The sequence below is a fragment of the Xanthomonas melonis genome (genome assembly GCF_020783655.1).
Classification (GTDB): domain Bacteria; phylum Pseudomonadota; class Gammaproteobacteria; order Xanthomonadales; family Xanthomonadaceae; genus Xanthomonas; species Xanthomonas melonis.
Genome location: NZ_JAJGQH010000002.1, coordinates 165,596 through 188,451, shown reverse-complemented (window position 1 = coordinate 188,451; position 22,856 = coordinate 165,596). Strand labels below are relative to the sequence as shown.

The following is a 22,856-nucleotide window of genomic DNA, read 5'->3' as shown; positions in this document are numbered from 1 at the left end:
TGAATCGGGATTGGTCGCGCGCGACGACTCCGCCGATGCGAGGTGCGCGCGTGAGGCAGGCAGCCGTGGGTCGAGTGAGGCCGTTTCCGCCCTGCCGCATTCATTGATCGTGAGGCCGGCCAGCTCCGGTGCCGCACCTCACCAAGCCCGCTGTGACGAATCCCGAATGCCAAATCCCCAATCCCGGCCCTTCAAATGCCCGAATTCGATCTGATCGCCCGTCTGCGCGCACGCATCGCCGCGCGCGTGGATGTGCCGCTGGGCATTGGCGACGATGCGGCGTTGCTGCAGCCGCCGGCGGGCGAGCAATTGGCGATCACCGCCGACACGCTCAATGCCGGCGTGCACTTTCCGCACGAAACGCCGGCTGCCGATGTGGGCTGGAAGACGCTGGCGGTGAATCTGTCCGATCTGGCCGCGATGGGCGCGCAGCCGCGCTGGTGCACCTTGTCGCTGTCGCTGCCCAGCGACGATCCGGCGTGGGTGGATGCGTTCGCCGATGGGTTCTTCGCGCTGGCCGATGCGCACGACATCGTCCTGGTCGGTGGCGATACCACGCGCGGGCCGTTGTCGTGCGCGGTGACCGCGATCGGCAGCGTGCCGTCGGGCGCGGCCTTGCGTCGCGACGGCGCGCACATAGGCGATGACGTGTGGGTGACCGGTGCGCCGGGCGAGGCGGCCGCCGCATTGTCGCTGTGGCAGGCCGGTCGGCTGGATGTCACGCAGGTGGCGGCCGATCCCTTGCATGAGGCCTGGCGCGGCCGTCTGCTGCGCCCACAGCCACGCGTGCAGGCCGGCTTGCGTCTGCGTGGGCTTGCGCACGCCTGCGTGGATGTCTCCGATGGTCTGCTGGCCGATCTGGGCCACTTGTGCGAACGCAGCGGTGTGGGCGCGCAGATTCTCTCTGCCGCATTGCCGCCGATGCGGCGAAGCGCCGACATCGATGCGCACACCTGCCTGGGCTGGCAGCTTGGCGGCGGCGACGATTACGAGCTGTGCTTCACCGCTGCTCCACCGCATCGGGATGCGGTGGAGCAGGCGATGGGGTTCGCTGGCGTGGTGGCCACGCGCATCGGTCGCATCGTGGCCGCACCGGGCGTGGTCGTGCACGACGCCGACGGTGCGCTATGGCATCCGCCGCAGCGTGGCTACCAGCACTTCGTCGGCTGACGCTTGCGGGAAGAAGGCGGTGCGGGGGATCTGCGCCGAGCGCGTGGTGTAACCGAGCGCTGCGTTGCTGCGGAGGCGATGGTCGGAAGTGCCGATCCACTGGGTGCCCTCATCCGCCCTTCGGGCACCTTCTCCCGCAGGCGGGAGAAGGGGGGTGCCGGTGAATCGTGGCTGGCTTGGCGCGTGCGGGTTACCTGCCTCTGCGCAGCAAGACCCGACTCCCGACTCCCGACTCCCGGCCCTTGAGCCATACCGTACCGTCTGGTACGTTCCACGGGCGTTCTCCCCCGAACCACGGATGCATGGCAGTCGCCGCTGGGCCATCCCGGCCCGGCCTTCGTGGAGACAGCAGCATGAGCAAGCGTTGGATTCGTGGCATCGCCGTCCTGGCGTTGCTGATGGCATCGGCGTCGGCAGTGGCGGGCGCATTCCGCAAGACCTACGAACGCATCCCCGGCTGGAATGGTGCGCAGATGGGAGCCTTGGTGCTGGTGCCGCAGGGGCAGGGCGCCGGGCCGTTTCCGCTGATCGTGATGCCGGCCAGCTGGTCGCTGCCGAATCTGGAGTATCTCGGCCGCGCCACCCAGCTGGCCAGCGACGGCTACGTGGTGGTCAGCTACACCTCGCGTGGCTTCTGGGATTCGGCCGGGCAGATCGATATCGCCGGGCCGGACACGGTGGAAGACGTCAGCGCAGTGATCGACTGGGCGCTGGCGCATACGCCGGCCAACCCGAATGCGATCGGCGCGTCGGGGATCTCGTACGGGGCCGGGATCAGCCTGCTCGCAGCCGAGCGCGATCCACGCATCAAGGCAGTGGCCGCGCTCAGCGGTTGGGCCGATCTGGAGGCCTCGCTGTATTCCAATCGCACGGTCAGCCAGCAGGGTGTCGGGCTGCTGGTCGGGGCGGGCGCGTTGACCGGCCGGCCCGGTCCCGACCTTGCACAGATCGGTCGACGGGTCGCCGCAGGCGATTACGACGGCGCGGTGCAGGGTTTCCTGCCGCAGGCCGCCTCACGCAGCCCGGCCAGCGGGGTGGACGCACTCAACGCCAACCGCACTGCCGTGCTGCTGGGCAACGCCTTCAACGATGGCCTGTTCCCGCCCAACCAGACCGTCGCGTTCTTCAATCGGTTGCGTGGACCCAAACAGTTGCTGCTGAGCCAGGGCGACCATGCAACGACCGAATTGCCGGGCGCGCTGGGCCTGCCGAACGAGATCTACACTGCGGCCACGCGCTGGTTCGATCGCCATCTCAAGCAGCGCAACAACGGCGTGGATGCCGAAGCGCCGGTGCGGCTGTCGCCGCGCGCCGGGCAATGGCTGGAGTTCGCGGATTGGGCGGCGGTGCAGCAGGGCGGCACCCGGCTGGGCCTCTCTGCGCCTACGGGCCTGCTCAGTCCCACCGGCGGCCTGATCGGCGGGAACGCCAGTGGCTGGCAGTCGCGCATCGCCACCGATGTGCCCACCCTGGCCGACTCCGGCGTGGTGCTGGTCAGCGGTCTGCTGCAGGGCATCGGCGTGCCGGTGACTACCTCGATTCCGCTGGTCAATCGCGCCGGTGCCGCCGTCTGGGTGGGCGCGCCATCGAGCAGTACGCGACGCCTGGCCGGCAGCCCGTCGCTGCGCGTGACCGTGGTGCCCAGCCAGGCGAACGTGAGTCTGTTCGCGTATCTGTACCGCATGGACGCGCTGGGCGTGGCGCAGCTGGTGACCCATGCACCCTACTCGCTGCGCGGTGCCACTGCCGGCCGTGCGGTGACGCTGGACTGGCCGTTGCAGGCCGCTGCCACCGAAATCCCGGCCGGGCAGCGGCTGGTGCTGGTCGTCGATACCCGCGATGCGCGCTACACCGATGCCAGCGATGGCGGCGGCACGGTGACCTTCACCTCGCCGGCCGCAACCCCGTCGGTGTTGACGGTGCCGCTGCGTTAAGGCGTTGCAGCTCTGCAGGCGCAGTGCTGCGCCTTTGCTGCAGGTTCTTGCCGGCCACCATCGCGGAACACGCTGCAAGTGAGGTCCCTGTCGGCGCTGACGCGGCATCCATGCCGCGGAAGGTCACGCGACGGTGTGCAGGCAAGGACCACAGCAGAAGCGTAGGCGTGGAAGCGCAGGGATGCCGCTTCCTGCCGAGGTCATCATGATTCCCACGCATATCGGTTTCGAGCTCCGGCCATCGTCCCCGGGGATCGTCTGCAGTGGGTGATTTATGCGGAATTTACGCGGTGGCCAGCGCAGGTCCGTAGCGATTTTACGCAGCCGGGGAAGACACTGCGCAGGTTGGCGGAGCGGTTCCGCCGTGGACGATTCCGATGCATCCCTTGACTTGTCTGCCCCACCGGCGTTGCGCGCGCGGTGCGGCAGCGCCTTGCCCTGTCGTCATCACCCAACTGCCTGCAGCTGCGGGCGGTCCATCGCACGCTCGCGCGTCTTTCGGGGAGTAGCCGACATGCCTGCCTGGTTGTCCCTGCTGTGCGGCCTGGCCGTACTCGTGGCCGCTGCGTACCTGTTGTACGTGGTGCTGCGGCCCGAAGACTTCTGATGCGAGTGCGCTGCAATGACTGAAACCTTTCTTGTTTACGCGCTGGCCATCGTGCTGGCGTGGCCGCTGGGCCGGTACATGGCGGCGGTGATGCGCGGTGCTCCGATGCGCGGCGATGGCGTGTTCGGGCTGATCGAGCGGCCCCTGTACGCGCTGCTCGGCACACGCCCGCAGCAGGGCATGTCCTGGCGCGGTTATGCCATGGCGTTCCTGATCAGCAACCTGGTGGTCGGCCTGCTGACCTGGGTGGTGTTCATGACCCAGGCGTGGCTGCCGCTCAACCCCGATGCCATTCCCAACATGCGGTGGGATACCGCGCTGCATACCATGGTGTCGTTCCTCACCAACACCAATCAGCAGCACTACTCGGGCCAATCGCAGTTGTCGTACCTGTCGCAGATGACCGGCATTGTCGGTCTGCAGGTGGTGACGCCGATGATGGGGCTGGCGCTGGCGGTGGCGACGCTGCGTGCCCTGTTCGGTGGGCGAGCTGCCGCACGTGTGTCGGCTGTCCCACTGGTATCGGACACGACGGCGAACGCGCAATCGGCGGCGATCGCGGCGGATATTCCGGGGCCTGAACTTTCGCGTCAGACGCGCCAGCAGGCAGGTTCCGGCCTGGAAGCGCTGCCCGAGGCCGATGTCGGCAACTACTGGGCCGACGTGATCCGCTCCAGCGTGCGCGTGCTGTTGCCGCTGTGTCTGCTGTGGACGGTGTTGCTCGGCTGGCAGGGCGTGCCATCCACGTTGCAGGGCGCAGCAACTGCAGCGCCGTTGGACGGCAGTGTAGGCATGCCCAAGCAGACCATTCCGGTAGGCCCGGTGGCGGCGATGGTGGCGGTGAAACAGCTCGGCACCAACGGTGGTGGCTGGTATGGCCCCAACAGTTCAGTGGCGCTGGAAAACCCCACGCCGCTGAGCAATTTTCTGGAAACCTTGGCCATCGTGTTACTGCCGATGAGTGTGGTCTTCATGGTCGGCTATCTGACTGGGCGCAAGCGACTCACTGCGCTGGTGTTCGGCACCATGTTGACGATGTCGGCGGCATCCACGGCGTTGTTGCTGTGGTCCGAAGCGCATTCTGCCAGTGCCAGCTCGCCGGCCTTGATGGAAGGCAAGGAAGTGCGCATCGGTGCAGATGCCTCTGCATTGTGGGCGGCGTTGACTACGCAGACCTCCAATGGCTCGGTCAATGCGATGCACGATTCGCTGGCGCCGCTGAGTGGCCTGGTCACATTGGTCGACATGCTGATCAACGCCATCTGGGGCGGCATCGGCTGCGGTCTGCAGCAGTTCGTGGTGTATCTGTTGCTGAGCGTGTTTCTGGCCGGCCTGATGACCGGGCGCACGCCCGAGTTGTTCGGCCGCAAGATCGAAGCGCGCGAAGTGCAGCTGCTGGCGCTGCTGATCCTGCTGCAGCCGCTGGTGGTGCTGGGCTTCACTGCGGTGACCTTGGCGGTGCCTGCGTTCACGGCCAACTCCAATCCCGGTTTCCATGGCATCAGCCAGGTGTTCTACGAGTACACCTCGGCGTTTGCCAACAACGGCTCGGGTTTCGAAGGTCTGGGCGATGCCACGTACTGGTGGAATCTGAGCTGTTCGGTGGTGCTGGCGCTGGGGCGGTACCCGGCATTGATCCTGCCGTTGATGGTGGCCGCGCGCATGGCCGTGAAGCGGCGTGCGCCGGAATCGGCCGGTAGCCTGCAGGTCGAAACGCCCACCTTTGCGTTGACCCTGATGGCGATCGTGCTCGTGCTGACCGTGCTGCAGTTCATGCCCGCACTGGTGCTGGGTCCTATCGCCGAACATCTCGCCCTGGCGGCGTCCTGAGAGTTTTGAGCAATGTCTACGATCGATACGACTGAAAAACGCGAGCGCGGTGACGCAGCGTTGTTCGATGCCGCCGTGCTGGTTGCGGCGATGCGTGCCGCCTTTCTCAAGTTGGCGCCGCGGCATCTGCTGCGCAGCCCGGTGATGGCGGTGGTGATGGGTGGCACGGTGCTGGCGGCGGTGATCACCGCCAGCGGGCACGCGCATGCCGGCTTCGGCTGGGCGGTGACCGCGATCCTGTTCGTGACGGTGTTGTTCGGCAATTTCGCCGAAGCCATCGCCGAAGCGCGCGGGCGCGGCCAGGCCGCCTCGCTGCGTCGTGCACGCAAGGATCTGGTGGCGCGGCGGGTGGACAGCGCGCTCGGTGGGCGCGAAACGCGGGTGCCGGCAGCCGAGCTGCGCCCGGGCGAGTACGTGATCGTCTCCGAGGGCGAGTTCGTCCCGGCCGACGGCGAAATCGTGCGCGGTCTTGCCACCATCAACGAAGCGGCCGTGACCGGCGAATCGGCACCGGTGTTGCGCGAAGCCGGCACCGACCGCAGCGGCGTGATCGGCGGCACCCGCGTGCTGTCCGACGAGATCGTGTTCAAGGTCACCGCCGAGCCGGGCCACAGCTTCCTGGATCGCATGATCGCGCTGGTGGAGGGCGCCAACCGGCAGAAGACGCCGAACGAAATCGCGCTGACCCTGTTGCTGGCGGCGATGACGCTGACCTTCCTGATCGTGGTGGCCTCGCTGCCGGCGATCGCCGGCTTCGTGGGTGTGACGCTGGATCCGTTGCTGCTGATCGCGCTGTTGGTGTGCCTGATTCCCACCACCATCGGCGGGCTGTTGCCGGCGATCGGTATCGCCGGCATGAACCGCGCGCTGTCTGCCAATGTGCTGGCCAAGTCCGGCAAGGCGGTGGAAGTGGCCGGCGACGTGGACGTGCTGCTGCTCGACAAGACCGGCACCATCACCTACGGCGACCGCCAGGCCACCGCGTTCCATCCGCTGGCCGGCGTCGATCGCGCGCAGCTACGTGACGCGGCCATGCTGGCCTCGCTGGCCGACCCGACCCCGGAAGGCAAGTCCATCGTCAAGCTGGCGCGCCAGCAGGGCGCGGTGGCTGTCGAGCCGGAGAGCGCGCATTTCATCGCCTTCACCGCGCAGACCCGCATGTCCGGCGTCGATCTCGGTGGCCGCAGCATCCGCAAGGGGGCGGGCGATGCGATCGTGGCGCATGTGCAGGCGCAGGGCGCCACGGTCTCGCCGGAACTGCAGGGCCGCATCGAGGAAGTCGCGCGCGGCGGTGCCACTCCGCTGGTGGTGGCCGAAGGCCGGCACGTGCTGGGCGTGGTAGAGCTGAGCGACGTGGTCAAGCAGGGCATCAAGGAGAAATTTGCGCAGTTGCGTGCGATGGGCATCAAGACGGTGATGATCACCGGCGACAACCCGCTCACCGCTGCCGCGATTGCCGCCGAGGCCGGCGTGGACGACTACATCGCCCAGGCAAGGCCAGAGGACAAGCTGGCACGCATCCGTGCCGAGCAGACCGGCGGGCGGCTGGTGGCGATGGTCGGCGACGGTACCAACGATGCACCGGCGCTGGCCCAGGCCGATGTCGGTCTGGCGATGAACTCCGGCACGCAGGCGGCCAAGGAGGCCGGCAACATGGTCGACCTGGATTCGGATCCGGCCAAACTGCTGGCGGTGGTCGAAGTGGGCAAGCAGCAGCTGATCACGCGTGGCGCCTTGACCACTTTCTCGCTGGCCAACGACGTGTCCAAGTATTTCGCGATCCTGCCGGCGTTGTTTGCCGCTGCGATTCCGTCGATGACCGCGCTCAACGTGATGCAGTTGTCCAGCCCGCGGCATGCGGTGCTGGCGGCACTGATCTTCAACGCCTTGATCATTCCAGCCTTGATTCCGCTGGCGCTGCGCGGCGTGCGCTTCCGTCCTTCCAGCGCCACGGCGCTGTTGCGCCGGAACATGCTGATCTACGGCCTGGGCGGTGTATTGCTGCCGTTCGTGGCCATCAAACTGATCGACCTGGCGCTGGCCGCCACCCTGGGTACCTGAGTCATGACCACTTCGTCCAAACACACTGCCATGTTCGCTTCACTGCCATTGCGTGACGGGGGCGCTCTGCGTGCCTCGCTCGGCCTTGCAGGCTTCACGCTGCTCGGCCTGGGTCTCATGTATTCGCTGGTTGCCACCGGCATCACCGGCGCGCTGTTTCCGGCGCAGGCGCACGGCTCGCTGCTGCGTTCCGATGCGCAGGTGGTCGGCTCGGCGCTGGTGGCGCAGCCTTTCACCGATGCGCGTTACTTCCAGCCGCGCCCGTCTGCGGCCAAATACGATCCCACTGCAGCGGCGGGCAGCAACCAGGCGCGTTCCAATCCCGACCTGCAGGCTCGCATCGCCAGCACCCGTGCCGAGGTCGCCGCACGCGACGGCATCGCACCGGAGGCAGTGCCCGGCGAACTGCTGACCCAGTCCGGCAGCGGCCTGGACCCGCACCTGAGCCCGGCCGGCGCGCAGGTCCAGGTGCGCCGCATCGCCGCGGCCCGCGGCTGGCCGGAACAACGCGTTAGCGCACTACTGCAGGCCGCCACCGAACAACCGCAGTTCGGCCTGCTTGGGCAGCCACGGGTGAATGTGCTGGCGCTGAATCTGGCGCTGGATGCTGCGAGGGACCGGTAACTCTCGGGGCTCGGGGCTCGGGACCCGGGACCCGGGACCCGGGACCCGGGACCCGGTAAAGCATGGGCACCTCAGCCCTGTGCGTTGTGTCTCCCCGATGGCATGAACGGCAAGCGCCGTTATCGCGCAGCGTTGCGCGCTACGCTTCCCGGGTCCCGGGTCCCGGGTCCCGGGTCCCGCCCCCAATCCCCAACCCCGAATCCCGAATCCCGAATCCCGAATCCCGAATCCCCGCCCCCATGTCCGACGCCCGCACCCAACACGCCGATGCCCTGATCGGCGAACTGCAACGCGAACGCGGCGGGCGGCTGACGGTGTTCCTCGGCGCGGCGCCGGGCGTGGGCAAGACCTACGCAATGCTGTCGCGCGCGCGCGAGCGGCTGCGCCAGGGTGTGGATGTGGTGGCCGGGGTAGTGGAGACGCATGGGCGCAGCGAAACCGCCGCGCTGCTGGACGGCCTGCCGCTGTTGCCGCGCATGCGGGTGAGCTATCAGGGGCGGGAACTGGAAGAGCTCGATCTGGATGCGCTGCTGGCCCGCAAGCCCGATCTGGCCCTGATCGACGAACTGGCCCATCGCAACGTGCCGGGCAGTCGCCACGAGCGGCGCTGGCAGGACATCGTCGAGCTGCTGGATGCCGGCATCGACGTCTTCACCACGGTCAACATCCAGCATCTGGAAAGCCTCAACGACATCGTGCTGCGCATCACCGGCGTGCGCGTGTCCGAAACCGTGCCCGATGCAGTGTTCGACCGCCTGCGCGACATCGTGCTGGTGGACCTGCCGCCACGCGAGCTGATCGAGCGCCTGCAGCAAGGCAAGGTGTATCTGCCCGAGCAGGCCACGCAGGCGCTGCAGGCATTCTTCTCCCCGTCCAACCTCACCGCGTTGCGCGAGCTGGCGATGCAGACCGCCGCCGATCGTGTCGACAGCGATCTGCGCGACACCCAGAGCGCGCGCGGCCTGCCGGGCACCGCCGCGTTGCGTCGGCGGGTGGTGGTGGCCATCGATGGCCGCGGCAGTTCGGAGTATCTGGTGCGGGTGGCGCGGCGGCTGTCCGAGCGCCGCGATGCGCCGTGGACGGTCGCCACGGTACAGACGCGCACCGTGGCCGATGCGGACTGGCAGCTGGAGATCGATCGCGCCTTCGCCCTCGCGCGCCGGCTGGGCGGCGATACCGCCCTGCTGCACGGCGCCAACGTCGCCGAGGCACTGCTGGATTTCGCTTCGCAGAACGGCGTTTCCACCCTGGTGCTGGGGCGTACCCGCGAACGTCCGTTGGCGCGCATGTTCAACCGCACGCTGACCCAGCAATTGCTGCAGCGTGGCGCGCATTACGAACTGGTCATCGTCAGCTCCGCCGATGCGCGCGCACGTGCGCGTCAGCGCTGGCGTAACCCGCGCCAGTGGCTGCAACGCTACGACCTGGCCTTTGCGGCGATCGCCGCGGCCGGCGCGGTCGGCGTGGCGTGGTTGCTGCAACGCTGGACCGACATCGACGACCTGTCGATGGTGTTCATTGTCGCTGTGGTGCTGGTGGCCTCGCGCACGCGTATGGCAGCCGCAGTGATCGCTGCGCTGCTGAGTTTTGTCGCCTACAACTTCTTCTTCATCGAGCCGCGTTTCACCCTGCACATCAGCGCGCGACAGGGCGTGGTGACGGTATGCCTGTTCCTGATCGCCGCATTGGTGGCCGGGCGGCTGGCCTCGCGTCTGCGCAGCCAGGTGTTGGCCTTGCGCGCCGCCAATGCGCACGCCAACGCCTTGCAGGCGCTGGCCCGCCAGCTCAGCACTGCTGCCGATCTGGGCCAGGTGCTGGAAGCGGGCCGTCGCGCGCTGGCCACCGCGCTGGATGCCGACGTCTGGCTGCGCCTGGAGCAGCGCGAGAGCGAGGCGCCGCCCGGGTTCGGTGCGCTGGACCGCAGCGCGGCAGAGTGGACCCAGCGCCACGGTCAGCCGGCCGGCCGCTTTACCGATACCCTGGCCGGGGCGCAGTGGTGGTGCCTGCCGGTGCGCCACGAACGCGGCACGCTGGGCGTGGCTGCGCTGCGCTTTCGACAGGCCGCGCAACGGCCTGGCCTTGAGCAACGCCGGCTGGCCGAAGCGATGGTGGAAGACATCGGCCAGGCGGCGCTGCGCACGCGCCTGGTCGCCGATCTGGAAGGCGCACGCGTCAGTGGCGAAACCGAGCGCCTGCGCTCGGCGTTGCTGTCGTCGGTGTCGCACGACCTGCGCTCGCCGCTGGCCTCGATGATCGGTTCGGCCAGCAGCCTGGCCAGCTACGGCGATGCGATGGACGCGCACGACCGCCACAGTCTGCTCGACACCATCCAGCTCGAGGGCGAGCGGCTGGACCGCTACATCCAGAACCTGCTCGACATGACCCGGCTCGGCCACACCGGGCTGACCTTGAATCGCGACTGGATCGGCGTGGACGAATTGATCGGCTCTGCCACGCGCCGGTTGCAGCGCTACCAGCCCGAGGTGCGCCTGCAGCTGGACCTGGCTGCCGACCTGCCGGCGATCTGGGTGCACCCGGCGCTGGTCGAACAGGCCATCTTCAACGTGCTGGAGAACGCGGCCAAATTCTCTCCGCCGGAAGCGGCGGTCAGCGTGCATGCGCAGCTGCGCAGTGGAGCCTTGCAGATCGACATCGGCGACCAGGGCCCGGGCATTCCCGAAGACGAGCGCGCGCGCATCTTCGACATGTTCTACAGCGTGGAACGTGGCGACCGCGGGCGCAACGGCACCGGCTTGGGCCTTGCCATCTGCCAGGGCATGATCGGCGCGCACGGGGGCAGTGTGCAGGCACTGGCCGGCATGCATGGCCAGGGCACCACGATCCGCATTACGCTGCCGCTGCTCGTTCCTGCCGCGCCACCACGCCCCGATGCCGACTGACCCCGCTGCCATCCCGCCCGCCCGCGTGCTGATCGTCGACGACGAGCCGCAGATCCGCCGTTTTCTCGACATCAGCCTGCGCGCGCAAGGCTACCGCGTGCTGCAGGCCGGCACCGCCGAAGAGGGGCTGGCCATGCTGGCCGGGCAGGGCGCCGAGCTGGTGGTGCTGGACATCGGCCTGCCCGATCGCGACGGCCACGAGGTGCTGCGCGAGATCCGTCAGTGGTCCGGCGTGCCGGTGATCATGCTCACCGTGCGCGCGGGCGAAGCCGAAAAGGTCGCCGCACTCGACGCCGGCGCCAACGACTACGTCACCAAACCCTTCGGCGTGCAGGAACTGATGGCACGCATCCGCGCGTTGCTGCGCCAGGCAGGCGCCGGCAGCACGGTGGAAGAAAGCGTGTTCGACGATGGCCGCCTGCATATCCACCTGGGCCTGCGCGAAGTCACCCTCGATGGCGAAGCGGTGCCGCTCAGCCGCAAGGAGTACGCCTTGCTCGCGCTGCTGCTCAAGCACGCCGGCCGCGTGGTGACGCAGCCGCAATTACTGCGCGAAGTGTGGGGCCCCACCCACGAAGAAGACACCCATTACCTGCGCATCCTGGTCGGCAAACTGCGCCAGAAACTGCACGACGATGCCGCCGCCCCGCACTACATCGTCACCGAGCCGGGGGTGGGACTGCGGTTTATCGGGGTGGCGCGTTGAGGCGAGCCTGTCGCTAGGCGTCCGGCAACACTTTGCCCGGATTGAGGATCCCATCCGGATCCAGCGCCGCCTTGATCGCGCGCATGGCTGACAACGTGGCGGGACTGAAGGCCTGGGTCATGAAATCGCGCTTGGCCACGCCGATGCCGTGCTCGCCGGAGAGGGTGCCTTCCAGCGCCAGGACCAGGGCAAACAGCCGCGGCAAGGCAGCGTGCGCACGGGCGTCTTCGTCGGCGTCGGCCGGGTCGTACATGATGTTGACGTGCAGGTTGCCATTGCCGGCATGGCCGAAGGCGACGATCGGCAGTGCGAATTCCGCCGCCAGTGCTTCCACGCCGGTCACTAGTTCGGGAATGCGCGAGACCGGCACCACCACGTCTTCATTGATCTTGCCGGGCTTGATGGTGCGCAGTGCCGGCGATAACGCACGGCGTGCGGCCCACAGCTTGTCGCGGGCACTGCCGTCGGCGGCGATGTCCAGGCTCAGCACGCCCTCGCCATCGGCCGCGTCGTGCAGCGCCTGCAACTCATAGGGCAGGGTGTCGTGATCGCCATCGGCTTCGATCAACAGCATCGCGCCGGCCTCGGGCACGTCGCTGCCATTGCGACGCAGCAGCGCGATCGCGCTGGCATCCATGAATTCCAGCATGGTCGGCGTGGTCGGTTGCGCCATCAGTCGCGATACCGCAGCCGCGGCGCTGGCCGCATCGCGGTACAAGGCGCGCAGCCCGGCTTGTGCCACCGCGCGCGGGGTCAGCTTCAAGGTCGCTTCGACGATGATCGCCAGGGTGCCCTCGCTGCCGACCAGCAGATGGGTGAGGTCGTAGCCGGTGGAATTCTTGGTGTACGCCCCGCCGCAGCGGATGACTTCGCCGCTGCCGGTGACGGCGACAAGGCCGAGTACGTTGTCGCGGGTGGCGCCGTACTTCACCGCGCGCGGGCCGCCGGCGTTGGTCGACAGATTGCCGCCGATACTGCAGATCTCCGCGCTGGACGGATCCGGCGGCCAGAACAGGCCATGCGGTTGCAGGGCCTGCTGCAGATCGCCATTGAGCACGCCAGGCTGCACCACCGCGCAGCGGTCTTCCGGGCGCAAGGCCACGATGCGATTCATACGCGCCATCGAGAGCACCACGCCGCCGGAAAACGGCACCGCCGCGCCGGTGGTGCCGGTGCCGGCACCGCGCGCCACGATCGGCACGCCATGCGCGCGACAGGCCTGCACGATCGCCACCACATCCTCGGTATCGCGCGGCAAGGCGACGGCGGCGGGCAGCGCCCAGCGGCGCGAATCGTCCTCGCCATAGCGGCGCCGCGCGTCGTCGCCGGTCAACCAGCCATCGGGGCCAAGCCGCGCCGCCAGCAACGCGGCCAGGGCAGTGGGAAGCACATCGGTCATGACGGGTGATCCTGTGGTGCCGTGCGCTGGATGCATTTCCAGCCCAGCACTGCGACGGTGAGCGGCAGCCACACCCAGCGCAGCTCGGAGAGCAGCGTGGAGAGGCCGCGCGAATTGAAGAATCCATTGGCGAACGGCGACACGCGAATCGGCCGCCATGGTGAGAACCAGCGCGTCTCGCTCCAGGGCCACGCCAGGGCCACGCCCAGCCCGCCCGAAGTCATCGCATCCAGCAGCGGGTGCGATGCGGTGCAGACGAGCAGGAAGGCAGCGGCCTGTACGGCATCGGCGCGCAACGGGCGATGCGCCGCGGCGCCGAGCAACGCCATCAACGCAGCGAACAACAGCGAGTGGCTGGCGCCCCGATGGCCAAACGCATCGGCGTAGGGAATATGCAGCGCGAACGCCAATACATCGGCATCGGGCAACATCGCTGCCACAATGCCTGCAGCGAGCAGGCGTGGCGAGATGCGACCGCGTTCGCTGGCGCACCAGAGCGCAAGCGGAACCGCAGCGTGGGTCATGATGGTCGGCATCGGATGTCGGTGCGAGCTTCTGGAAGAATCAGCACTCGTCGGCGCGAAACGCGTCGCGGATCCAGTGCAGTTGCGGCGGCTCACCGCTGGCGTCCACCACATCGAAGCGACACGGCAACGAGGCAAGGGCGGGGTGCGCGGCCAGGAACAATTGCGCGGCCAGCACCAGCTTGCGGCGCTTGCGCAGATCCACCGACGCCGCACCGCCGCCGAAGCGGGCATCGCGGCGGTAGCGCACTTCCACGAACACCAGCATTTGAGCGTCGCGCATCACCAGGTCCAGTTCGCCGCCGCGGTAGTTGGCATTGCCTGCCACCAGCCGCAGCCCGGCCTGTTCCAGCAACGCGCGCGCAGCCGCTTCCACCGCCGCCCCGCGTTGCTGGCGCGCTGCCGGCATCGGGATCAGCGGCCGTCGGCGATCGGCGTCGGGCGGCCACCGCTGAAGGTGGACCAGGCCGGCGTGCGCAGTACATTGCCAAAGCCATCCAGATGCAGCACGCCGGTGGCGCCGCGCAGGCCGCCATCGGTGCCGGTTGCCAGTTTCTCCAGATAGGCGCTGATCTTCCAGGCGTCGTAGCCGAACGCGAACAGGCGGGCGGCCGGGCCGCGCGCGCTGGGCAGCGTGCTGGCCACCTGGCTGGCCGCCGGCAGGCCGGAGACCCCGAGGGCGGTCCAGGTTTCGCTGGGGTAGATCATGCCGTCCAGGGCCAGGTCGTCTTCGACCTTGCCGGTGCCAGCCACCAGCTGCGAAGTGCCCACGCGCGACTTGCCGGCAAAACCGGCCAGTGCCAGCTGCGGGGCCAGCGCGCGCGCGGTATTGCCGCGCACCGCCAGGAACACCGCATCGGCGGTGCCGTAATTGCGCAGCTGCGCGCCGATGTCGCCGGGCGCATCGGCCACGCTGATGCTGCCGGCGACCGTGCCGCCGCGTTCGGTGAAGCGGTCGCGGAAGGCCTTGATGGTGCGCTTGCCGTTGTCGTCGCTGGTGCCGACAATCAGCACGTTGCGGCGCTCGCGCGAGAGCAGGTATTCGGCGGCCATGATGCCGTCGTCTTCCGGCGCCAGCGAGAAGCCGGCACTGCCGGTGGGGGGAGCCTTGTTGTCGGTGGGGCGATTGAGCGCCAGCACCGGCACGGCGAGCTGACCGCGCGCGAACAATGCGCTGACTTCGTCCCGGCCCAGCGGACCGACCACATAGTCCACGCCTGCGCCCACCGCCTTGTCGTAGGCGGCATTGGCACCGGCGGCGGTCCCTGCGGTGTCGAAGAACCGCAGCTCGGGGCGGCGGCGGGTTTCGGCGTAATAGCCCGCCAGCAAGCCGTCGCGCACCGGCGCGGCGGCGGTGGCCAGGTTGCCGGTGAGGGGGAGCAGCACACCCAGCTTGACCGGTGGGCGATAACCGTCGCGTTCGGCCGGCGGCCGCTTGCTGGTGTCGAAACCCCATTGCGCATCACGCTCGAAGGCGCGGGGTAGCGCCAGGCCGCGGCTGATCAACGCACGCCCGGCGAAGTTGTACAGCGGGTCGCCGGCCGGCAGCGCGGCAGTGCGGCCCTTGAGCGTGGCGTCGTCGAGCGCGGCGAGCAGGCGCACGATGGCGCGCTGGTTCTCGCTGCGCGCGTTGCCGGTCAGGCTGGCGTCGGCACGCGCCCGGTCGGCGGCGGCGCCGAACAGGTCGCCGTTGGTTTCCAGTGCGGCGGCGTGGGCCAGCAGCCAGCGCGTCTGCAGCGGCTGCGGCAATCCCTGCGGGCTGTCGCCGAGCGCCTGCAGCGCCTGGGCGCCCTGTTTGTCGAGCACCGCTAGTTCGCCGGTCAGCAGGCCGAAGCGGGCGCGGTCTTCACCGCCCAGATGGCGTGCGTTGACCTGTGCCAGCAGTGTACGTGCACGCGCGTCGTCGCCGGCGTCGTGCCAGCCGAATGCGGCGGCGGCCAGCAGGCGGCTGCGCTGTGCGCCACTGGCGCTGGCGGCCTCGGCTTCCAGTTGCTGCGCCGCCTCGCGCGGCTTGCCCTGGTCCAGCAACGCCAGCGCCGCACTCTGTGTCGGCGATGCGGTCTGGGTCACGCTGCTGGTGGCGCAACCGGCGGCCAGCATGACCAGCAGCGACAGGGCGGAGATCCTTGCAACACGCTTGTTCATTTCAGATCCATTGGACAGGGGCCGCCAGGGCGGCCCGTGGAAAACCGCTACGATTCTACCCTTTGCCCCCGGAAGACCGCTGATGACGTCCCCTGGAACCCTGCACGTGGTCGCCACGCCGATCGGCAATCTGGCCGACCTGTCGCCGCGCGCGCAGGAGGTGTTGCGTGGCGTGGCCGCGATCTGCGCCGAAGACACCCGCCATACCCGCCAGCTGCTCGGCCACTTCGGCATCGACCGCCCGCTGCTGGCCCTGCACGACCACAACGAAGACGCCATGTCCGAGCGCATCGTTGCACGCCTGCGCGAGGGCGAGTCGCTGGCCATCGTCAGCGACGCCGGGACCCCGTTGGTGAGCGACCCTGGTTTCAAGCTGGTGCGTGCCGCCCGCGCGGCCGGCATCAAGGTCAGCCCGGTGCCCGGCGCATGCGCGGCGATCGCTGCGCTCAGCGTCGCCGGCCTGCCCAGCGACCGCTTCGGTTTCGAAGGCTTCCTGCCTGCCAAGAGCGCCGCCCGCCGTGAACGCCTGGCGCGGCTGGCCGGCGAGACCCGCACCCTGGTGTTCTACGAGTCCTCCCACCGCATCGTCGAATCGCTGGCGGATCTGCGCTTTGCCTTTGGCGACGACCGCCCGGCGGTGATCGCGCGCGAGCTGACCAAGCTGTTCGAAACCGTGCTCGACGGCAGCCTGGCGCAAGTGCAGACCCGGATCGAAGCCGACGACAACCAGCGCAAGGGCGAGTTCGTGGTGATGGTGCAGGGCGCCGCCGACGCCGCCGACGGCCAGCTCGCCGAAGGCCGCCGTGTGTATGCCAAGCTCGCCGAGCACCTGCCGCCGTCCACCGCCGCCAAGCTTGCCGCCGAATTGACCGGGGCGCCGCGCAAGGCGCTGTATGGCGGCTAGGGTTGTGGTGGCAGGGGCGTGCCTGCCCAGGGTTGGTCGGTCAGCCCCCGCGCCCGGGGGCTCCTGCCGTGCAGTGGCGCGCTCGGAATCGTCGCGCCGTCTTGCATGCCGGCGATAGCGTAGAATGCGCCCCGGCGGAGTCGGCCAGACAGTCGCGTCACCCGCAAGGGTGCCGAGGAAAGTCCGGGCTCCATAGGGCAAGGTGCCAGGTAACGCCTGGGCGGCGCAAGCCGACGGAAAGTGCAACAGAAAGATACCGCCTACGTCCCTCGTCACCCCTCTGGCGCCACCGGAGCATGTCGGCGATGCATCGCATCGTCGCGTGCATTCGGAGGCCGCAGAGGGGTGGCGAGGGGCCGGTAAGGGTGAAATGGTGCGGTAAGAGCGCACCGCGAGTCCGGTAACGGACCGGCACGGCAAACCCCACCTGGAGCAAGACCAAATAGGGATCCATTGGCGTGGCCCGCGCTGGATCCGGGTAGGTTGCTTGAGCGCTGCGGTGACGTAGCGCCTAGACGAATGACTGTCCACGACAGAACCCGGCTTATCGGCCGGCTCCGCCGCCTTTTTTGGGCGTAGGCCCAAAAAAGGCGCCCACGCTTCGTACCGCCTATGGCGGTACAAAACGCGGGCCCCGGCTCCGGGCATGCCACAACCCCGCGGCTGTATCGCTGCCTTCTGGGGCGTTCGCCCAAGAAGGCACCCACGCTTCGTACCGCCTATGGCGGTACAAAACATGGGCCCCGGCTCCGGGCATGCCACAACCCCGCGGCTGTCGCCGCGCCCCCTTGACTCAAGGGGGCTTGCAGATAGGTCGTTGGCGGGGGCGCTGCGCACTACGTGATCGACTCCCTTCCACCGCTTGCGGGGGAAGGTGCCCGAAGGGCGGATGGGGGCGAGCACCTGGTGCAGCCGCGTCTGCGATCCAGGCGATCCGGTGCTTCGCTCATTGGTGCTTGGTTTGGGCTTTGCCCTCGCCGCGGAGGCTGTGTGCGTTGCTGCGGCTTGTTTGAGGCGTTTTCTGTATCGCGCTCAACCGAACGAGCGGGTGAATAGCTCGCCCAGTGCGTCGATGATGCTCTGGCCCTGGTCCTTCAATGTGCCGGCCGCTGTGTTGAGGGCGGCCAGCGGCACGGAGGTCATTTCCAGCGGTTGCAGGATGACGCTTTGGCCAGTCACGGTGAGTAGCGCGTTTTGGTGATTTCCAGCCGGGTCTGCCCCTGAAAGATCCCATTCGGGCCGAAGCGGCGCTCGTGAATGAATCCCTGGCCTCGATGGTCCACCGCCACGACGGTACTGGCGCGGGTGCCGTAGGCCGGGCCGGCGATGAAGGCCGCCGAGAGCAGGCGCTCGGTGGCCAGATCCACGCCGGTGCTGGGCAGGACCGCATCGGGTGCGGTGGCACGGTTGCCCAGCGCGTCCCACAGGGGTTGCAGGTCGTCGCTGCCGACGCGACACCAGTCGTGCAGGGCATCGGTCAAGGCGCGTGTCTTCGGCCAGGCCGCGTCCAGTGGGCCGTTGGACATGCCGTGGATGCCTGGCTCCAGCTGGCGCGCCAACGGTGGGTGGTTGCTCAGGTGCTCGCAGCGGTCTGCGTCGCACAGCAGCAGATTGAACGGCGGGAACGCGTGCGCGGCGCCAGCGAGCGCGTGGGCGTACGCGGCGGCATCCAGGCCGCCGGACAGATAGTCCGCAATCAGGTGCCCGCGCGAGCGGCCCGAGGCAGTGGCGAGCGGGTCGCGCACGTTGGTGACCACCGCAACGCGGCCGTCGTTGCCCAACCCGACCCAACTGCCGCCCGAGCGCAGGTCGCGCCCGGCCAGCACGTTGTCGGCGGGTGCTGCCCAGCGCGCGAGTGGGGCGGTCGGACGCTCATGGAATTCGTCGCGGTTGCCGGTCAGCAACAGGCGCCAGCGCGGGTGGGATTTCCAGGCAAGAGCAACCAGGCACATGTTGCAGATTGTCGCCGGTTTGCGCAGTTGCGGTGTGCAGCTGACGCAGCGTGAAGTGAGACCGGGGTCGGGTTTACATGGTCTTCACCGCCCTGAATTTTCGTTCAATCTCAAAATCTGAGACGAAACAGCAACTTGTGGATAAGCTTTGAACAAGTCTCTAAAGAGTGCTGCAACTCATTGATGTGACTGGCGATTTGGGGTCATCAAAGTTGTTGACAACCTTTGACGCGCTGCTAAGGTGGGCATCGGAGGGAAAACCAGGTGTTTTGTGGTTTTTCGTGGTTCAATGATCCCCAGCGGTGATTCGAGGTTGCATTCGGTGTTTCAGGGCGAGACTGCCATCACGGTGGACGACAAAGGGCGCATGGCGGTACCCACCGCTTATCGCGACCTGGTTGCGCGCGTGAGCGGCAATCGCCTGGTGCTCACCTACAACCCGTTCGAAGCCGGATGCTTGTGGCTGTACGCGGAAAAGGAGTGGGAGCGGGTGCGCGACGATGTGATGTCCAAGCCCAATACCCAGCGCGTGGTCCGCACGCTGCAGCAGAAGCTGGTGGGCTCGTCGGCCGTGCTGGAGCTGGACGCCAATGGCCGCCTGAGCATTCCTGCCAGCCACCGCAACGCGGTGGGCATCGAGAAAAAAGCCGTGCTGCTGGGCATGGGCGACAAGTTCGAACTGTGGAGCGAGCAGGCGCATCGCGCACTGATCCAGCAGACATTGTCTGACGGGGATCTGGGCGATGAATTGCTCGATCTCAGGTTGTGAGCGGGGGTGCCCGGATGCGCGGTGAAGCGCAGCCCGGTCACCCGGTGTCGCAGCCGCCGGCGGCGCATGTGCCGGTGCTGTACACGCAGGTTCTGGACGGCCTGCAGGTGATCGACAACGGAACCTACCTCGATGGCACGTTCGGGCGTGGCGGACACGCACGCGGCGTGCTGGAACACCTTGGACCGGGAGGTCGACTGCTGGTGATGGACAAGGACCCCGAAGCGATCGCAGTGGCCGAACAACGGTTCGGTGGCGATGCGCGCGTGTCCATCCATCGCGGCAGTTTCGCCACGCTCGGCCAGGTGGTCGCGGCCGCGACGGTGGACGGCATCCTGCTGGATCTGGGGGTATCTTCGCCGCAGCTGGACGTGGCCGGGCGCGGTTTCAGCTTCGGCAAGGACGGCCCGCTGGACATGCGCATGGATCCGGACAGTGGCCAGAGCGCGGCGCAGTGGCTGGCGCAGGCTGGCGAGCGCGAGATCGCCGATGTGCTGTGGACCTATGGCGAAGAACGCCAGAGCCGCCGTATCGCGCGCGCCATCGTGGCGCGGCGCGCGGAACAGCCGCTGCTGCGCACCGCGCAACTGGCCGACCTGATCGCTTCGGTGATGCCGCGCGGCGACAGCAAGACCCACCCGGCCACACGCAGCTTCCAGGCCATCCGCATCTACATCAACCGCGAACTGGACGATCTGGAAGCCGGGCTGGACGCTGCGCTGGACGCGCTCAAGCCGGGCGGCCGGCTGGCGGTGATCAGCTTCCATTCGCTGGAAGACCGCATCGTCAAGCAGTTCATGGCCCGCTACGCCAAGGCCCCGCCGAGCAACCGCCGCCTGCCCGAAGCGCAGCCGTTCGTGCCCACGCTGCAGCTGATCAGCGGCGCCATCAAGGCCGATGACGCCGAACTGAGCGTCAACCCGCGCGCCCGCAGCGCGGTGTTGCGGGTGGCCGAGAAGCTGGGATTCGGGAGTCGGGATTCGGGATTGGAAAAGCGCTCTGATCGAATCCCGAATCCCGAATCCCCAATCCCGGCGTCTCAAGGAGACGTCCCATGAGCCGCCTGCTGCTGATCGTGCTGCTTGCCTGCAGCATCGCCTCGGCGATCGGTGTGGTGTACATGCGCCACATGCATCGCAAGCTGTTCGTGCAGTTGTCCAGGCTCGAACACACGCGCGACGAGCTCAATATCGAATTCGGCCGGCTGCAGCTGGAGCAGGCCACCTGGGCGGAAAGCAACCGGGTCGATCAGGTCGCGCGTACGCGCATCGGGATGAAGTTCCCGGAGACCAACGACATCGTGGTGGTGCGCCCATGAGCATGCGGCAGGACAGCCGTTTTGCACGGCTCGGCCGCCCGCAGGGTGGCGCACAGGGAGGTGCGCCGATGACAAAACGGCAGGACAGCCGTTTTGCACGGCTTGGCCGCCCGCAGGGTGGCGCACAGGGAGGTGCGCCATGAAGGCTGGTCGCAACCGCCCCCGTAGCAATTTCAACCTGCGCGGCCGACTCACCTTGGTCGGCGTGGCGCTGGGCCTGTGCTCGGTCACCCTGATCGGCCGGGCTGCCTACGTGCAGCTGGTCAATCGCGATTTCTACCAGCGCCAGGGCGAAGCGCGCTACCTGCGCGAACTGCCCATCGCCACCTCGCGCGGCATGATCACCGACCGCAACGGCGAGCCGCTGGCGGTGTCCACACCGGTGGAATCGATCTGGGTCAATCCGCAGGAACTGCTGCGCAACCCGGACCGCATTCCCGAGCTGGCCACCGCGCTCGGCCAGCCGCTGGACGAGTTGAACGCCCGGCTGGCGCAGAAGGCCGGCAAGGAATTCATGTACCTGCAGCGCCGGATCAATCCGGACAAGGCGCATGCGATCGTGGCCCTGAAGATTCCAGGCGTGTTCTCGCAGCGCGAGTTCCGTCGCTTCTATCCGCAGGGCGAGGCGATGGCCCACGTGCTGGGCTTCACCAATATCGACGACCGCGGCCAGGAAGGGCTGGAACTGGCCTTCGACGAATGGTTGCGCGGCAAGCCCGGCTCCAAGAAGGTGGTGCGCGATGCACGCGGCGCCATCGTGGAAAGCGTGGACCTGGTGCGTCCGGCGCAGCCGGGCAAGGACCTGACGCTGAGCATCGATCGTCGCATCCAGTTCCTGGCCTACAAGGAACTGCGCAACGCGCTGGTCGACAACAACGCGGCCGGCGGTTCGATGGTGGTGATGGACGTGGCCACCGGCGAAGTGCTGGCAATGGTCAACCTGCCCACGTACAACCCGAACTCGGTCACCGGCATCAACCCGTCGGCGCGGCGGAACCGTGCGGTGACCGATCTGGTGGAGCCGGGTTCGACGATGAAGCCGCTGACCGTGGCCACCGCGCTGACCGCCGGCGTGGTGACCAAGGACACCGTCATCGACACCAATCCCGGCTACATGTCGGTGGGGCGCTTCACCATCCGAGATGTGCCGCGCAACAACGGCGTGCTCAACGTCACCGGCGTGATCACCCGCAGCTCCAACATCGGCGCGGCCAAGATCGCGGCCAAGGTGCCGGATCAGACCTTCTATCAGTCGATCCGCGACTTCGGTTACGGCAGTGCGCCGCATAGCGGGTTTCCGGGTGAATCGTCCGGCGTGGTGCTGCAGCCGCAGAAGTGGAGCGGTCCCTCCAAGACCACGATGTCCTACGGCTACGGCCTGTCGGTGACGCCGCTGCAGATCGCGCAGGCCTACGCCGCGCTGGGCAATGGCGGCAAGCTGACCCAGCCGACCTTCGTGCGCGGCCAGCACAACGACACCCGCCAGGTGGTCACGCCGGAAGTGGCGCGCCAAGTCATCGACATGATGGAGACCGTGGTCACCCAGGGCGGCGCCAAGGGCGCGGCGATCCTGGGCTATCACGTGGCCGGCAAGACCGGTACCGCGCGCAAGAACGGCGCCGGCGGCTACGAGCGCGGCCACTACAACGCGCTGTTCGCCGGCCTGGTGCCGGCCAGCCGCCCGCGCTTTGCCACCGTCATCGTGATCAACGATCCGCAGGGCAAGGTGTACTACGGCGGCCTGGTGTCGGCGCCGGTGTTCCACAAGGTCATGGAAGGTGCGCTGCGGCTGATGGACGTGCCGCCGGACGACATCCAGTCGTGGCTCGCCGCGCAGGCGGCCGGCAAGACCGGTCAGCCGGTCGCCAAGCCGCAACCGGCCGATCCCGATCCGGCGCTGGTGCCGGACCCGGTGGACGAAGTGTCGGCCGGCATCCCGACCGCACTGGCACCTGCGCCGGCCGCCGTGCCAGCGCAGCCGGCGCCGTTGCAGGAGAGCCGCCAGTGAGCCGC

Annotated in this window: 18 protein-coding genes, 1 other RNA gene and 1 pseudogene; 14 read left to right on the top strand and 6 right to left on the bottom strand. The window is 68.1% G+C overall.

Features of this window, described 5'->3' with window-relative positions:
- Nucleotides 1–195 precede the first annotated feature (195 nt).
- From thiL to LL964_RS02630, 8 genes are all read left to right on the top strand, one after another.
- On the top strand, nt 196–1,170 hold the full coding sequence (gene thiL, locus LL964_RS02665) for a thiamine-phosphate kinase (RefSeq protein ID WP_104584941.1): 975 nt from the start codon (nt 196–198) through the stop codon (nt 1,168–1,170).
- Nucleotides 1,171–1,523: 353 nt separating this feature from the next.
- A complete protein-coding gene (locus LL964_RS02660; protein WP_104584939.1) occupies nt 1,524–3,104 on the top strand; it encodes a CocE/NonD family hydrolase in 1,581 nt (526 codons plus the stop codon).
- A 514-nt stretch (nt 3,105–3,618) separates the two neighbouring features.
- A complete protein-coding gene (locus LL964_RS02655; protein ID WP_104584937.1) occupies nt 3,619–3,711 on the top strand; it encodes a potassium-transporting ATPase subunit F in 93 nt (30 codons plus the stop codon).
- A 15-nt stretch (nt 3,712–3,726) separates the two neighbouring features.
- Nucleotides 3,727–5,541, top strand: coding sequence for a potassium-transporting ATPase subunit KdpA (gene kdpA, locus LL964_RS02650; protein WP_104584935.1), 1,815 nt, complete (start codon nt 3,727–3,729; stop codon nt 5,539–5,541).
- 12 nt (nt 5,542–5,553) lie between these two features.
- The gene (gene kdpB / locus LL964_RS02645; protein WP_104584933.1) at nt 5,554–7,602 is read left to right on the top strand and encodes a potassium-transporting ATPase subunit KdpB; all 2,049 of its coding nucleotides are present in this window, start codon (nt 5,554–5,556) and stop codon (nt 7,600–7,602) included.
- Between the two features lie 30 nt (nt 7,603–7,632).
- Nucleotides 7,633–8,226 (top strand): potassium-transporting ATPase subunit KdpC, encoded by a 594-nt coding sequence (gene kdpC, locus LL964_RS02640; protein ID WP_104585571.1) that lies wholly within the window; start codon nt 7,633–7,635, stop codon nt 8,224–8,226.
- A 239-nt stretch (nt 8,227–8,465) separates the two neighbouring features.
- Entirely contained in the window at nt 8,466–11,126 is a 2,661-nt protein-coding gene (locus tag LL964_RS02635; RefSeq protein ID WP_104584931.1) for a sensor histidine kinase, read from the top strand.
- Complete coding sequence (locus LL964_RS02630) at nt 11,116–11,832, top strand: response regulator (RefSeq protein WP_104584929.1); 717 nt, start codon at nt 11,116–11,118, stop codon at nt 11,830–11,832. The genes LL964_RS02635 and LL964_RS02630 overlap by 11 nt, the downstream gene beginning before the upstream one ends.
- A 13-nt stretch (nt 11,833–11,845) precedes the next feature.
- Here the strand turns inward: LL964_RS02630 and LL964_RS02625 are convergent, their stop codons facing one another.
- Genes LL964_RS02625 through LL964_RS02610 form a run of 4 tightly spaced genes read right to left on the bottom strand, consistent with a single transcriptional unit; the run spans nt 11,846 to nt 15,900 of the window.
- On the bottom strand, nt 11,846–13,231 hold the full coding sequence (locus tag LL964_RS02625) for an FAD-binding oxidoreductase (protein ID WP_104584927.1): 1,386 nt from the start codon (nt 13,229–13,231) through the stop codon (nt 11,846–11,848).
- Entirely contained in the window at nt 13,228–13,767 is a 540-nt protein-coding gene (locus LL964_RS02620; protein WP_104584925.1) for a metal-dependent hydrolase, read from the bottom strand. Before LL964_RS02620 ends, LL964_RS02625 begins: the two co-directional genes overlap by 4 nt.
- Before the next feature lie 28 nt (nt 13,768–13,795).
- Nucleotides 13,796–14,164 (bottom strand): YraN family protein, encoded by a 369-nt coding sequence (locus LL964_RS02615; RefSeq protein WP_104584923.1) that lies wholly within the window; start codon nt 14,162–14,164, stop codon nt 13,796–13,798.
- 5 nt (nt 14,165–14,169) lie between these two features.
- Nucleotides 14,170–15,900, bottom strand: a complete 1,731-nt coding sequence (locus LL964_RS02610) for a penicillin-binding protein activator (protein WP_104584921.1) — start codon at nt 15,898–15,900, stop codon at nt 14,170–14,172.
- A gap of 82 nt (nt 15,901–15,982) precedes the next feature.
- On the opposite strand from LL964_RS02610, the gene rsmI reads away from it, so the two are divergent.
- Both rsmI and rnpB read left to right on the top strand, forming a co-directional pair.
- Complete coding sequence (gene rsmI / locus LL964_RS02605) at nt 15,983–16,804, top strand: 16S rRNA (cytidine(1402)-2'-O)-methyltransferase (RefSeq protein WP_104584919.1); 822 nt, start codon at nt 15,983–15,985, stop codon at nt 16,802–16,804.
- A gap of 136 nt (nt 16,805–16,940) precedes the next feature.
- An RNA gene (gene rnpB, locus LL964_RS02600) (RNase P RNA component class A) lies at nt 16,941–17,367 on the top strand.
- 469 nt (nt 17,368–17,836) lie between these two features.
- Here rnpB and LL964_RS02595 read toward each other — a convergent pair.
- Nucleotides 17,837–17,989 (bottom strand): annotated as a pseudogene (locus LL964_RS02595) (CcdB family protein); the annotation flags it as partial.
- Nucleotides 17,980–18,756, bottom strand: coding sequence for an NRDE family protein (locus tag LL964_RS02590; protein WP_104584917.1), 777 nt, complete (start codon nt 18,754–18,756; stop codon nt 17,980–17,982). The pseudogene LL964_RS02595 and the gene LL964_RS02590, both read right to left, overlap by 10 nt.
- A 313-nt stretch (nt 18,757–19,069) precedes the next feature.
- Here LL964_RS02590 and mraZ point away from each other — a divergent pair, with 313 nt between their 5' ends.
- The 4 genes from mraZ (at nt 19,070) to LL964_RS02570 (ending at nt 22,851) form a co-directional block, all read left to right on the top strand.
- Nucleotides 19,070–19,525: a division/cell wall cluster transcriptional repressor MraZ gene (gene mraZ, locus LL964_RS02585; RefSeq protein ID WP_005910933.1), complete on the top strand. Its 456-nt coding sequence runs from the start codon at nt 19,070–19,072 to the stop codon at nt 19,523–19,525.
- Nucleotides 19,526–19,539: 14 nt separating this feature from the next.
- Nucleotides 19,540–20,583 (top strand): 16S rRNA (cytosine(1402)-N(4))-methyltransferase RsmH, encoded by a 1,044-nt coding sequence (rsmH, locus tag LL964_RS02580; RefSeq protein ID WP_146092300.1) that lies wholly within the window; start codon nt 19,540–19,542, stop codon nt 20,581–20,583.
- Nucleotides 20,580–20,843 (top strand): cell division protein FtsL, encoded by a 264-nt coding sequence (gene ftsL / locus LL964_RS02575; protein WP_104584915.1) that lies wholly within the window; start codon nt 20,580–20,582, stop codon nt 20,841–20,843. The genes rsmH and ftsL overlap by 4 nt, the downstream gene beginning before the upstream one ends.
- A 139-nt stretch (nt 20,844–20,982) precedes the next feature.
- On the top strand, nt 20,983–22,851 hold the full coding sequence (locus tag LL964_RS02570) for a peptidoglycan D,D-transpeptidase FtsI family protein (protein WP_104584913.1): 1,869 nt from the start codon (nt 20,983–20,985) through the stop codon (nt 22,849–22,851).
- Nucleotides 22,852–22,856: the final 5 nt, after the last annotated feature.